The organism is Pseudomonas tremae (assembly GCF_001401155.1).
Classification (GTDB): Bacteria; Pseudomonadota; Gammaproteobacteria; order Pseudomonadales; family Pseudomonadaceae; genus Aquipseudomonas; species Aquipseudomonas tremae.
In genome coordinates this window covers 33967-47662 of record NZ_LJRO01000313.1, presented here as the reverse complement: position 1 = coordinate 47662, position 13696 = coordinate 33967, and the positions used below count along the sequence as shown (strand labels likewise).

Annotated in this window: 11 protein-coding genes; 7 read left to right on the top strand and 4 right to left on the bottom strand. The window is 58.7% G+C overall.

The features are described from left to right. Window position 1 precedes the first annotated feature (1 nt). From gatB to ALO43_RS17895, 4 genes are all read left to right on the top strand, one after another. Complete coding sequence (gene gatB / locus ALO43_RS17910) at window positions 2–1447, top strand: Asp-tRNA(Asn)/Glu-tRNA(Gln) amidotransferase subunit GatB (RefSeq protein WP_024668791.1); 1446 nt, start codon at window positions 2–4, stop codon at window positions 1445–1447. A gap of 190 nt (window positions 1448–1637) precedes the next feature. Continuing rightward, entirely contained in the window at window positions 1638–2006 is a 369-nt protein-coding gene (locus tag ALO43_RS17905; protein ID WP_005889011.1) for a septal ring lytic transglycosylase RlpA family protein, read from the top strand. Window positions 2007–2070: 64 nt separating this feature from the next. Then, entirely contained in the window at window positions 2071–3102 is a 1032-nt protein-coding gene (locus tag ALO43_RS17900; RefSeq protein ID WP_005889010.1) for a calcium/sodium antiporter, read from the top strand. A gap of 32 nt (window positions 3103–3134) precedes the next feature. After that, window positions 3135–3518 carry a carboxymuconolactone decarboxylase family protein gene (locus ALO43_RS17895; RefSeq protein WP_054997873.1) on the top strand — a complete coding sequence of 128 codons (384 nt, stop codon included), beginning with the start codon at window positions 3135–3137 and terminating at the stop codon, window positions 3516–3518. Here ALO43_RS17895 and ALO43_RS17890 read toward each other — a convergent pair. Together ALO43_RS17890 and ALO43_RS17885 are read right to left on the bottom strand one after the other, a co-directional pair. After that, entirely contained in the window at window positions 3505–4455 is a 951-nt protein-coding gene (locus ALO43_RS17890) for an AEC family transporter (RefSeq protein WP_005889008.1), read from the bottom strand. The genes ALO43_RS17895 and ALO43_RS17890 overlap by 14 nt on opposite strands. Before the next feature lie 105 nt (window positions 4456–4560). Continuing rightward, the gene (locus ALO43_RS17885) at window positions 4561–6144 is read right to left on the bottom strand and encodes an alkaline phosphatase D family protein (RefSeq protein WP_054997872.1); all 1584 of its coding nucleotides are present in this window, start codon (window positions 6142–6144) and stop codon (window positions 4561–4563) included. Between the two features lie 163 nt (window positions 6145–6307). Between ALO43_RS17885 and ALO43_RS17880 the strand changes: the two genes are divergently transcribed. The 3 genes from ALO43_RS17880 to ALO43_RS17870 all read left to right on the top strand — a co-directional run bounded on the left by ALO43_RS17880 (window position 6308) and on the right by ALO43_RS17870 (window position 10720). Next, the gene (locus tag ALO43_RS17880; protein WP_053931508.1) at window positions 6308–7324 is read left to right on the top strand and encodes a class I SAM-dependent rRNA methyltransferase; all 1017 of its coding nucleotides are present in this window, start codon (window positions 6308–6310) and stop codon (window positions 7322–7324) included. 109 nt (window positions 7325–7433) lie between these two features. Next, on the top strand, window positions 7434–10388 hold the full coding sequence (locus ALO43_RS17875; protein WP_053931509.1) for a DUF748 domain-containing protein: 2955 nt from the start codon (window positions 7434–7436) through the stop codon (window positions 10386–10388). A gap of 26 nt (window positions 10389–10414) precedes the next feature. After that, the gene (locus ALO43_RS17870; RefSeq protein WP_054997871.1) at window positions 10415–10720 is read left to right on the top strand and encodes a DUF2845 domain-containing protein; all 306 of its coding nucleotides are present in this window, start codon (window positions 10415–10417) and stop codon (window positions 10718–10720) included. Window positions 10721–10868: 148 nt separating this feature from the next. Here ALO43_RS17870 and ALO43_RS17865 read toward each other — a convergent pair whose 3' ends face one another. Continuing rightward, window positions 10869–11222, bottom strand: a complete 354-nt coding sequence (locus ALO43_RS17865; RefSeq protein WP_002555119.1) for a BON domain-containing protein — start codon at window positions 11220–11222, stop codon at window positions 10869–10871. Window positions 11223–11512: 290 nt separating this feature from the next. Further along, entirely contained in the window at window positions 11513–13618 is a 2106-nt protein-coding gene (gene pnp, locus ALO43_RS17860) for a polyribonucleotide nucleotidyltransferase (RefSeq protein ID WP_024668788.1), read from the bottom strand. Window positions 13619–13696: the final 78 nt, after the last annotated feature.

The window sequence follows — 13696 nt, the reverse complement described above, 5'->3', positions numbered from 1 at the left end:
CATGCAATGGGAAGTCGTCATCGGGCTGGAGATTCACACTCAGCTCTCGACCCAATCAAAGATTTTTTCCGGTAGCGCCACCACATTCGGCTCCGAACCCAATACTCAGGCCAGCCTCGTAGACCTCGGCATGCCGGGCGTGTTGCCGGTCCTGAACAAGGAAGCCGTGCGCATGGCCGTCAAGTTCGGCCTGGCAGTTGATGCGGAAATCGGCCAGCACAACGTGTTTGCCCGCAAGAACTACTTCTACCCTGACCTGCCCAAGGGCTATCAGATCAGCCAGATGGAATTGCCGATCGTCGGCAAGGGCCACCTGGACATCACGCTGGAAGACGGCACGGTCAAGCGCGTCGGCATTACCCGCGCGCACCTGGAAGAAGACGCAGGCAAGAGCCTGCACGAAGACTTCCAGGGCATGACCGGCATCGACCTGAACCGTGCTGGCACGCCATTGCTGGAGATCGTTTCCGAGCCGGACATGCGCAGCGCCAAGGAAGCCGTGGCCTACGTCAAGGCGATCCACGCGATTGTCCGCTACCTGGGCATCTGCGACGGCAACATGGCCGAAGGCTCGCTGCGTTGCGACTGCAACGTGTCGATTCGCCCGAAGGGCCAGGTCGAGTTCGGCACGCGCTGCGAGATCAAGAACGTCAACTCGTTCCGCTTCATCGAGAAGGCCATCAACAGCGAGATCCAGCGCCAGATCGACCTGATCGAGGACGGCGGCAAGGTTATCCAGCAGACGCGCCTGTACGACCCGAATACCAACGAAACCCGCGCCATGCGCAGCAAGGAGGAAGCCAACGACTACCGTTACTTCCCCGACCCGGACCTGTTGCCGGTGATCATCGAAGACTCGTTCATCGAAGAAACCCGCGCCACGCTGCCGGAACTGCCACCCCAGAAACGCGAGCGTTTCCAGAGCCAGTTCGGCTTGTCGACCTATGACGCCAGCGTGCTGGCTTCGAGCCGCGAGCAGGCCGACTATTTCGAAAAAGTGGTCAGCATCAGCGGCGACGCCAAACTGGCGGCCAACTGGGTCATGGTCGAACTGGGCAGCCTGTTGAACAAACAGGGGGTCGAAATCGACCAGTCGCCAGTCAGCGCCGAGCAACTGGGCGGCATGCTCAAACGCATCACCGACAACACCATTTCGGGCAAGATCGCCAAAATGGTCTTTGAAGCGATGGCCAATGGTGAAGGTAGCGCCGATGAAGTCATCGAAAAGCGCGGCCTGAAACAGGTGACCGACAGCGGCGCCATCGAATCGATGCTCGATGACGTACTGGCCGCCAATGCGGAACAGGTCGAACAGTACCGCGCGGCTGACGAGGCCAAACGCGGCAAAATGTTCGGCTTCTTCGTCGGCCAGGCCATGAAAGCCTCCAAAGGCAAGGCCAACCCACAGCAGGTCAACGAACTGCTGAAGGCCAAGCTGGAGGGTTGATCGCCTCGTCACTCTAGCGTCTAGCGTCCCCATGCCCTGCCTGGGGACGCCTTTCCGGACGCTCTGCGTCGAGTGTCGAGTACGCGGTGCGACATCGAGTTGTGACGCGGAGCATCACGAAATGCATATCAACGCAGAGCATTGGCACGAGATTCACCTCAATCCCACTGGCACTCAGGATCTCACCCCCATGCGCCGACTTCTTCTTGCCGGCAGCCTGCTGACCTTGCTGGCTGGTTGCGCCAATCACATCATTGACCCTCACGGTTATGACGAGACGGGCACGGCCGCTTATTACGGAGCCCGCCATCACGGCAATCGCACTGCCAGCGGCGAGCCCTTCAATCAAAATGCCCTGACCGCCGCCCATAGGCAGCTGCCGTTCGGGACACGAGTGAAGGTCACCAACCTGAACAACGACAAATCAGTGATTGTGCGCGTCAATGACCGCGGCCCCCACACGCGCGGGCGACTGATCGATGTCTCTCGCGAAGCCGCCGAACAACTGGGTATGCTGCGCAGCGGCACCGCGCCCGTTCGCGTTCAGGCCCTCGATTAAACCCTCAGTCAAGGACACTCCTATTCTCCAGCTATCGGCCCTGCCCGCTCCCGCGCTGATTCAGATGCTCAGCGGTTTGCTGTTGCTGCTGATCGGCGCAGAGCTGTCGGTGCGCTCAGCCGTGCACCTGGCTGCAATTTTCAAGGTCAGGCCCTTGATCATTGGCCTGACCGTCGTGGCAATGGGCACCAGTGCGCCGCAGATGGCTGTCAGCCTGCAAGCCGCCTTCTCGGATAACACAGACATCGCGGTAGGCAGTGTCATCGGTGGCAATATTTTCAATGTGCTGGTCATACTCGGCCTTTGCTCGCTGATCATCCCGCTGCGCGTGGCCCGCCAGGTGGTGCGTGTAGACATCCCGCTGATGATCGGCGCCTGCCTGCTGGCCATCGGCCTTTCGTGGAGTGGCGAATTCAGCAGGTTCGACGGCCTGCTGCTTCTGAGCGGGCTGCTGGCCTGCCTGATAATCATCATCCGTCAAGGCGGGCATGGCCCTCGCCATGGCAACGCCGCCACAGCGGAAAAACCTCGTACCTTCACGCGCATGGCCATGCTTGCCACCGGTTTGCTGATGCTGACTGCCGGCGGCCACTTGCTGGTCGGTGCCTCGGTGGTGATGGCTATTCATCTGGGGCTTTCCGAGCGTATTGTCGGCCTGACAGTGATTGCCATTGGCACTTCGCTGCCTGCGCTGATGACTTCGCTGATAGCGGCGCTGCGCGGCGAACGCGATATTGCAGTGGGCAATGTGATCGGCAGCAACCTGTTCAATCTTCTGGGAGTGTTGGGGCTGACTGCGCTGGTCGCCCCCGTGCCACTGACCATTTCGCCGAACGCGTTGGTGTTCGACCTGCCTGTCATGCTGGGTGTTTCGCTGCTGTGCGTGCCGCTGTTCTATTCCGGCTACCGCATCGACCGTATCGAAGGCCTGCTACTGTTGGCGCTGTACCTGACCTACGGTCTGCATATTCTGGCGATAAGTACCGGCATGGCGCTGGCCAGCCGGCTTGAAGGCGGGATGCTTGCCTTTGTTTTGCCTGTGCTGGGCCTTATCGTTGCCTGGCGCACAGTCAGCGCGTGGCGCCGCCAGCACTGATTTCAACCCGCATCGACCCCAGGAGAAACGCCATGACAGACAAAAAAATCAACGACGGCGAGCAGATCCGCCGCCAGGTAATGGGCGATGTCTACGTCGACCGGGCCTTGGGTAATGCCACCGATTTCAGCCAGCCTTTGCAGGACTTCGTCAATGAACACGCTTGGGGCAGCGTCTGGAACCGTGAAGGTCTGCCGTTGAAGACCCGCAGCCTGATTACCCTGGCCACCCTGACTGCCCTCAAATGCCCGCAAGAGCTGAAGGGCCATGTACGAGGTGCGTTGAACAACGGCTGCACGGTCGAGGAGATTCGCGAAGCATTGCTGCATTGCGCGGTATACGCGGGCGTGCCGGCAGCCATCGACGCGTTTCGTGCAGCGCAGGAAGTGATCGACAGCTACGTCACGTCGGCGTGATCCAGCCACCCCACTGCAGGATGAAAATTCCGACATTGGTGGTCACCGCGGCAGCCAGCGTGGTGATCACGATGATCGCCGCAGCCAGTTCATAGTTGCCGTTGGCAGTGCGCGCCATGATGTAGCTGGCTGCGGCGGTCGGGCTGCCGAAGTAGAGAAACAGAATTCCCAGCTCAGTCCCGCGAAAACCTGCCAGCCAGGCTGCCAGCGTGCAAAGCACCGGCAATGTGACCATCTTCATGACACTCGCGCTGATGGCCAGCTTGCCGCTTTTGCGCAACGACGCCAGCGACAGGGTGCCACCGATGCAGATCAGCGCCAGAGGTAACGTCATCTGTGCCAGATAGCTGCCGGAAGTCTCCAGCCAGGTAGGCAGACCGATGCTGAAGTAGGCGAAGGGGGAGGCAATGAGCACGCTGATGATCAGCGGGTTGGCCAGCACACTTTTGAAGATGCTCCAGGGGTCAGACTTGATCACCGGGCTGTATACAGCCAGCACTACCGTCGACAGCGTATTGTAAAACACGATAACGAGCGCCGCGAGAATCGCCCCCAGAGAAATCCCGGGCGGGCCATACATACTGGCTGCCAGCGCCAGACCAATCACACCATTATTGCCGCGGAACGCGCCCTGGACGTAGATCCCCCGCTCGGCGTACGGGCAGCGCCAGATCGCCCAGCCCCAGGCGAACGCGAAACTGAGCAGCGTCGCGATGCTGAAAAAAATCAGCAGCCGGGGTTGCAACGCGGTGCGCAAATCAGCGTGGATGATGCCCAGAAACAGCAATGCAGGCATGGTGACGTTGAACACCAGCCCGGAAGCGGCGACGATGAAACCGTCGTTGATCGCGCCGATGCGCCTGAGGAACACACCCAGGAACAGCATGGCAAACACCGGGGCGGTGATGTTCAGGGTTTCGAGAAAGATAGCCAGCATGCAACGCATCCGGTCTCGTCGTTAGGTAGCTCATGATAGGCCACCGGCGACAAGCATGTTGCAAGGAATTTCCGAAAAACCTGCCCGCCCCGCTACAGCTGTCTGTCAGACGATTCGGCCGACTTCCACCGTCGGCTGCAATTTGCGCTCAAACACCGACACACCATCAAGATCACGCAGCGCGACGGACATCTCGCCGGTTTGCCCATCGATATTCACTTCACCAAAGAACTGGTAACCCGCGAAAGGTGAAGTGTTCTGTGCAGGCGGCGCCTTCTGGAACACCAGCTCAGGGCCAAACGTATTGTCCAGCACGTTGGGGCCGTAGCTGCCCGCATTCAGTGGCCCGGCCACGAATTCCCAGAACGGGTCAAAGTCCTGAAACACGGCTCGATCCGGCTGATAATGATGCGCCGCGCAGTAGTGGACATCGGCGGTCAGCCAGACACAATCGCGAACCTTCTGCGCGCGCAGGTACGCCAACAGCTCGGCAACCTCCAGCTCCCGGCCGAGCGCCGGGCCATCATTGCCGTTGGCAATGGCCTCCCAACGCGGGACACCGGGGCTCACCTCGCCATCCGGCACGCCCAGACCGATAGGCATGTCAGCGGCAATGACTTTCCATTGCGCACGCGACGCGCTGAGTTCGCGCTTGAGCCAGTCGAGTTGCTCACGACCAAGAAAAGCGGTGGTCGGGCCAGGCTTGTCGGCCAGGTTGGCGTCATTGCCGTCGCGGTAGCTGCGCATGTCGAGGACGAACACATCGAGCATCGGGCCATAGGGGATTTTGCGGTAGATGCGCCCGCCCTTGTCCGCCTCTTGCAGGCGCAAAGGCGCGTATTCCAGATACGCCTGACGGGCACGCGAGGACAGCAACTGAATATCCTTGACCTTGTAACGATCATCCAGCTGTTTGCTGGGCGACCAGTTGTTGGTGACTTCGTGGTCGTCCCACTGCCAGATCTGCGGCACTTCGGCATTGAAGCGGCGCATGTTTTCATCCATCAGGTTGTAGCGGTAATTGCCCCGGTATTCGTCAAGGGTCTCCGCCACCTTGCTTTTTGCCTCGGTGGTAATGTTGCGCCAGATGCGGCCCCCTTCGGTAGTGAGCTGCTCCGGCACCGGACTGTCGGCGTAGATGGTGTCGCCGCTGTGGATAAAAAAATCGGGCAAGCGCAAACGCATCGCTTCGTAGATACGCATGCCGCCAATGTCGGGATTGATGCCAAAGCCCTGCCCGACCGTGTCACCACTCCAGACGAAACGAATGTCACGACGCTGTTGCGGCATGCTGCGCAGATGGCCGAACCATGGTTCGCTGACCACACCGCTCTGTGCATCTTCAAACGAAACGCGGTAGAAAATCGCCTGATCGACCGGCAGTCCGCTCAATTCGACGCGCGCGGTGAAATCGGTGCGCTGATCAGCGAGCGCCGACACCACCCGACGAGGCTGGGTAAACATACTGCGCGTGTCCCACTCAACGACCATGCGCGAAGGCCGATCGCTGCGGCTCCAGACGATTGCCTTGTCGCCGAATACGTCACCGGACTGAACACCGTCAGCCATCTTTGGCCGGTCCTGGACGGATGCGATAACTGCCGGCGCAACGCCCGGCAGCATCAAACCCGCCCCGACGGCCCCGACTGCCTGAATGACACGGCGACGCTTGAGATCGAACTGGCTCACGGTTATCCCCTCACTGACAGGCAAAAAAGCAACTTAGCAGGACAATGTTGGCACTGTGTGACAGCCCCTCCCAGGCTTCCAGACTCTAGAACAGACGGCAAAAACCTCTGGCGACCGGTAACTGGTAAACTCCCGCGCCTAATTCCAGCCCGAGGCGCTCAGCATGTCTTCCTTGAATCAGGCGCTCGGCGTCGCCCTCGACAATCGCCAACCATTGCTTGGCGAACTGCACAGGCAGGGTACGGATTGCTATCGACTGTTTCACGGCAGCCAGGAAGGCGCCAGCGGGCTGACCATCGACCGTTACGGCCCGCAGTTGCTGGTGCAGAGTTTCCACACCCGCCTGGATCGCGAGGCATTGCTCGCCTTGCATGCGCAGGTCAATGCTTACCTGGGGCTGGAAACCCTGCTGGTCTATAACGATCGCTCGCAAGGCAACTCGCGTGTGGACCGTCAAGACACGGTCTACAAGGCTGAAGATGCGGCGCTGGCCGACCATGTCGGGCACGAATGGGGGCTCAATTACCGGGTCCGTGGACGACATGCCGGCCAGGACCCGCTGCTGTTTCTCGACCTGCGCAATACACGTGGCTGGGTGAAGCAGCACAGTGCGGGCAAGCGTGTCCTGAACCTGTTCGCTTACACCTGCGGCGTAGGTCTGAGTGCTGCGGCCGGTGGCGCCAGCGAGGTGTGCAACCTGGATTTCGCCGAAGGCAACCTCGCGGTGGGCCGCGAGAATGGTGCGCTGAACCCCCATCTGCCAACGATGCAGTTCATTCAGTCGGATTATTTCCCGGCGATTCGCCAGTTGGCCGGGCTGCCCATCGCAGCGCGGCGCAGCCAGCAGTTGCCCAGCTACGTAAAGCTGCAACAGCGCCAATATGATCTGGTCCTGCTCGACCCGCCTGCCTGGGCCAAGAGTGCTTTCGGCACCGTTGACCTGCTGCGCGATTATCAAAGCCTGCTAAAACCTGCCCTGCTGACCACAGCAGACGACGGCGTGCTGATCTGCTGCAACAATCTGGCAAAGGTCAGCATGCAAGACTGGCGTGAGCAGGTATTACGCTGCGCAACCAAGGCTGGGCGCCCGGTGCGCGACTGTCAGGAAATGCGCCCCGCCGAGGACTTCCCTTCTCTGGATAATCAGCCCCCGTTGAAAACGCTGATTCTGCAACTTTGATCCGTATTTAATACCGGAAAACTCCTACAAGCCGTGACGGCAGTGCCTTGGGAACCGAACAGGCATGCCATACTCCAAGGGCTTCCAAAAGAGAGAGACGCCGCTGCCCATGTCCAGAGGATTGAAATACACACTTGGCTCCGTGCTGGCTGTGCTTGCGCTCTACAGCTTGCTGGGGTTTTTCATCCTTCCCGGCGTTGCTCTGCGTGTTGCGAATCAGCAACTGGCCAATTACTCGACCGTACCGGCCAGGCTGGAGCGGCTTGAATTCAATCCCTACACGCTCGAATTGACCCTGTGGGGCATGAACATCGGTACGCCGGGCAAGGAGCAGGTTGCGTTTGAAAAGCTCTACGCCAATCTGCAAATCGACAGCCTGTGGACACGGGCCCTGCATCTGCAACGTGTCGAGCTGATCAAACCAAAGACCGAGCTGTTGTTCGACAAGCAAGGCAAGCTCAACCTGGCTCAGCTGTTCAAACTGCCAGCCAGCGAACCTAAGCAGGATGAGCCACCCGCCAAGCCGTTCCCGCTGCGCATCGACGAAATAAAACTGGCCGATGGCTACGTTCACTTTCAGGATCTGCGCCCCGGCCAGCCCATCGAGTTTCTCTACGACGCACTCAATTTCGAACTCAAGAACCTCAGCACGCTGCCCGAAGACAATGCCGATATGACACTGGTCGCGGCAGGGCCGGATGGCGGACAGATTGACTGGGTAGGCCGTATCAGCCTGATACCGATCACGTCCGAGGGCACGCTTAAAGTCACCGATGGAAAGATGAAACTGTGGTGGCCCTATGTGCGTGATGCCTTGCCTCTGGCACTTGAGGATGGCGTGCTCAATTTCAGCACCGCCTACAAGCTCGATCTGACCAAGGAAACCCGCTTCCAGTTGACCAACCTGTCAGCCAGCGTCGCGCCCTTTGCGTTGAACACGCCTGACGGGCGACCTCTGGTGCGCCTGCAACGCCTGGACGTCAGCGAAACATCGGTCGACCTGGCAAAGCAACTGGTCAACGTAGGCAAGATCCGTAGCCAAAAGCTGGAAACCTGGGCCGCGCGCGAGGCGGACGGGCAGCTGGACTGGCAAAAATTGTTCGCCAGCCAGCCGGGCAAGCCGGCCCCGCCGCAAAAGCCGGCAGTGGACGAAAAGGCAGCTCAGCCAGCGTCAGCCAGCAGCGCTCAAGCGTCGACGCCGAGCAAGCCATGGCAGGTGCTGTTGCGTGACGTACAGCTGCGCAACTACACGGTCCACCTTGCGGATCGCGTGCCCAAGGAACCTGTTGCGCTGGATGTCGGCCCGCTTAATGTGGATATCCAGAACTTCGACAGCCTGAATAAATCACCCTTTACCCTCAAGCTCGACACCGGGCTGGGTAAACAAGGCACTCTCAGCGCAAGCGGCGACGTAAATCTCAACCCGGTGAGTGCGCGTCTGAACGTGACGACCCGAGACATAGACTTGCGAGTGGCTCAGGCCTATATCAGCCCGTTCATTCTTCTGGAATTGCGCAGCGGTATGCTGGGCAGTGACCTTGCAGTCAATCTGAAAAGTACCGAACCGCTTGCATTCAGCGTGACCGGCAAGGCGCAAGTCAACCAGCTCCATACGCTCGATACCCTCAAACAGCGGGACTTTCTCAAATGGCAACAGCTGGAGCTTGAAGGGCTGGATTACCAGCACGGCACCGGGCTTTCGATCGCCAGGGTGAACATGAGCCAGCCTTACGCGCGCTTCATGATCAACGAGGACCGCACCACCAATATCGATGACCTGCTGATCCCGCAACCGGACGACAAGACTGCAGCGCAACCGAAAACAGCCAAGTCGCCGCCCAGGAAGAACAAGGAAAACCCGCTGGCGATCTATGTCGGTGAAGTGAACATCAAGGATGGCTCGGCCAACTTTGCCGACATGACCCTGACACCTAACTTCGCGACCGCCGTGCAACAACTCAACGGTCGCATAGGCACCATAGACAACCGCAAGGCCACGCCTGCCCCGGTAAACATCGAAGGCAAGGTCGACCGTTATGCACCAGTGACCATCAAAGGCAGCGTCAACCCGTTTGACCCGATGGCCAGCCTGGATATCACCACCAGCTTCAAGCGTGTCGAACTGACCAACCTGACGCCCTATTCCGGCAAGTTCGCAGGGTTCAGGATTCGCAAGGGTCGGTTGAACCTCGACCTGCACTACCTGATCACCAAAGGCCAGCTCAAGGCCCAGAACAAGGTATTGATCGAGCAGTTGCAATTGGGCGAACGGGTCGACAGCCCGGATGCACTTGATCTGCCTATTCGCCTGGCCGTCGCCTTGCTCAAGGACACCAAGGGTCGAATTTCGCTTGAGTTGCCGATCGAAGGGGACCTCAACAATCCTCAGTTCAGCGTGATGCCGATTGTCTGGCAAACCCTGCGCAACCTCGTGCTGCGCGCCGCGCAAGCCCCGTTCAAGATGCTCGGCGGACTGGTTGCTGGCGGAAGCTCCGAGGACCTCGGTAGCGTCAGCTTCGCGCCAGGTTCGAGTGACTTGTCGGCAGAAGCGCAAAAGGCCCTGGACAAGCTCTCTGGCGCCCTCAAGGAACGTCCGGACCTCAAGCTTGAGATCGAAGGCACCAGCGCCGCCAGCAGCGACGGTCCGTTGATTGCTCAGCAGAGGCTCGAACGCGAATATCAATACACGTATTACAAGATTCTTCAGCGCCGCGGCGACAAGGTTCCGGCCAAAGCTGGCCTTATAGAGGTTCCAGACGTTGAGAAAGCACCGATGCTGGAAGGCATCTACCGGACTCGCCTGAAACAGCAGCCGCCTGCCGAATGGGCCAGCCTGAGCAAGGACCAGCGTGCCGGCCAGATGCGTGCAGCCGTACTCAAGTTCTGGAGCAGTAACGAAGTATTACTGCGTGAGCTGGGCCAGAACCGGGCCAGCAGCATCAAGGACTACCTGGTTGACAAGGGCAAGCTGGAAGACGCGCGGGTCTACTTTGTGGACGCGCGACTCGGTCAGGCCCAACCGGATGGTAAAGTCATCAGCCCGCTCCACCTGGACAGTGAGTAAATCCGTTGCCACACATGCGAATCAAAATGCTGATCAACCTGTCACTGACCCTGGCAGCAGGATCAGTCGCCTTGCCGAGCCTCGCATCGACCTTGCGTTGCGGCAACCAGCTGATCAGTACCGGGGACAGGACGTTCGAGGTTCAGCAGAAGTGCGGCGCGCCAGCCAGTCAGGAGGTTACCGGCACCCAGGAAACATTCAGCGCCGACTATCGCCGGGCAGAGACCGTCAAAATCGAAGAGTGGATCTACGGTCCAGACAACGGGATGTATCAGTACTTGCACTTCGAAGGCGGACGTCTGGTCCGGATAGACAGCAGGCGCGGTCGCTGATCGCCACAAGCACCTGTCTGTAAAACGGCTGCCCACAATAGAACAGGCCCCAACTCTTCAGTCGGGGCCTGTAATGGCAACATCCTTGTTGCCTCGCATGAACTTTCCATCAATCAATGACTGCGGGTGTTCATGAGGCAGTATTCGATTACTCGGCTTTCAGGCCAGCAGCCGATACGTCTTTAACACCTTTGATTTTCTTGGTGATGGCGACGGCGGTGTTTTTCTGGGCTTCAGTAACTTTTACCATGGAGGACAGGGAAACCACGCCTTTGTTGGTCTCAACCTTGATGTCCGAACCAGGAATGCCTTTTTCAGTCAGCAGGTCGGCTTTGACTTTGGTGGTGATCCAGGTGTCAGAAGTATCTTCTTTGACTTCTTGAGTAGTGGTGTTGGCTGCCAGAACCATTGGCGCTTGAGCCGAGGTCTGTGCGAAAGCAGCGTTAGCCATGGTCAGAGTCAGGGCAGTTGCGGTAGCGGCAGCGATAGCAAACTTCTTCATACGATAACTCCTGTTTTTCTCAAAAACTGCGCCAGGTGAGTGGCTGCAGGGTTACTGGTTATATCGCAAGCGCTGTGCCAGATACGAGCTCGACGAAAAATCCATATAAATCATATAGTTATATTTTTAGTTAGTTTGCGTAATCGTGCAGATTGCCCGTTAACCAGCTTTAATCCTTGCAAGATGCATGTTTCAAAGATGGCTTTTTGCGCGACGGCGCTGTAACCCCCTAATTGCGCACATAAAAAAAGGACTCCGAAGAGTCCTTTTTCACAAGCGGCTTAAATCAATCAGACGCCCGACGCTTTCGCTGCGGCTACGTCTTTGATCGACAGCTTGATACGGCCGCGGTTATCCACGTCCAGTACCAGTACTTCGACTTCTTCACCCTCTTTCAGGATGTCGGTCACTTTCTCTACGCGAGCGTCGCTCAACATGGAGATGTGAACCAGACCGTCCTTGCCAGGCAGAATGTTGACGAATGCGCCGAAGTCGACGATGCGCTCAACCTTGCCGAGGTAGATCTTGCCGATCTCTGCTTCTGCGGTGATACCCAGAACGCGCTGACGTGCAGCCTCAGCCGCTTCCTTGGATTCGCCGAAGATCTTGATCGAGCCGTCGTCTTCGATGTCGATCGAAGCCTTGGTCTCTTCACAGATTGCACGGATGGTTGCGCCACCCTTGCCGATCACGTCACGGATCTTGTCGGTGTCGATTTTCATCGCGATCATGGTCGGAGCATTGGCCGACAGCTCGTTACGCGACTGACCGATGATCTGGTTCATCTGACCGAGGATATTCAGGCGAGCTTCCAGGGCCTGGCCCAGAGCGATCTCCATGATTTCTTCGGTGATGCCCTTGATCTTGATGTCCATCTGCAGCGCGGTAACACCTTTGGAGGTACCGGCTACCTTGAAGTCCATGTCGCCCAAGTGATCTTCGTCACCCAGGATGTCGGTCAGAATGGCGAACTTCTCGCCTTCCTTGACCAGGCCCATGGCGATACCGGCAACCGGCGCTTTCATCGGAACACCAGCGTCCATCAGTGCCAGGGATGCACCGCAGACCGAAGCCATGGAGCTGGAACCGTTGGACTCGGTGATTTCCGACACAACACGGATGGTGTACGGGAACACATCAGCGCCCGGCAGCATGGCCTGTACGCTGCGACGAGCCAGACGACCGTGACCGATCTCGCGACGGCCAGCACCGCCCATGCGACCACACTCGCCCACCGAGAACGGAGGGAAGTTGTAGTGCAGCATGAAGGGGTCTTTTTTCTCGCCTTCAAGGGTGTCGAGCAACTGTGCGTCACGGGCAGTACCCAAAGTGGCAACAACCAGCGCCTGAGTTTCGCCGCGGGTGAACAGTGCCGAACCGTGAGTCTTGGGCAGAACGCCGACTTCGATGTTCAGAGGACGTACGGTGCGGGTGTCACGGCCGTCGATACGCGGCTTGCCGTTGACGATGTTTTCGCGAACGGTGCGGTATTCGATTTCACCGAAAGCCGCTTTGACTTCGCTGGCAGACGGGCTGCCTTCTTCAACAGCCAGCTTGGCAACGACCTGATCTTTCAGCTCGCCCAGACGCGCATAGCGGTCGGCCTTGACGGTGATGGTGTAAGCCTGGGAGATCGCGTCGCCAAACTCGGCACGGATAGCGCCCAGCAGTGCGGTCGCTTCAGGCTTAGGCTGCCAGTCCCATGTAGGCTTGGCGGCTTCGGCAGCCAGTTCCTTGATGGCGTTGATGACCACCTGGAACTCGTCGTGGGCGAACAGCACAGCGCCCAGCATCTGGTCTTCGGTCAGCTCTTTGGCTTCCGATTCAACCATCAGAACGGCTTCGGAAGTACCGGCCACAACCATGTCCAGGCTCGAAGCCTGCAACTGCTCGTAGGTCGGGTTCAACAGGTAGCCGGTGCTTTCGTGGAAAGCAACGCGCGCAGCACCGACCGGACCGTCGAACGGAATACCGGAGATGGCCAGAGCAGCAGACGTACCGATCATCGCAGCGATGTCCGGATCGATTTTCTTGCTGGTGGAGACGACGGTGCAGACAACCTGCACTTCGTTCATGAAGCCTTCTGGAAACAGCGGACGGATCGGACGGTCGATCAGACGCGAGGTCAGGGTTTCTTTCTCGGAAGGACGGCCTTCACGCTTGAAGAAACCGCCGGGAATCTTGCCGGCAGCGTAGGTTTTTTCCTGGTAGTGCACGGACAGAGGGAAGAAGCCTTTGCCAGCGTCAGCATGTTTGGCGCCGACCACAGTCACAAGTACGCTGACGTCGTCGTCAACGGTGACCAATACTGCGCCAGAGGCTTGACGGGCGATACGGCCTGTCTCGAGGGTTACGGTCGATTGACCGAACTGAAACTTTTTGATTACCGGGTTCACGGTTTCCTACCTTTCTTTGTGGCTCTTGGGGAACTGGTTTCTTGCGAATTCTTGGGCAGCGTGGGGAATCGGCCCCTT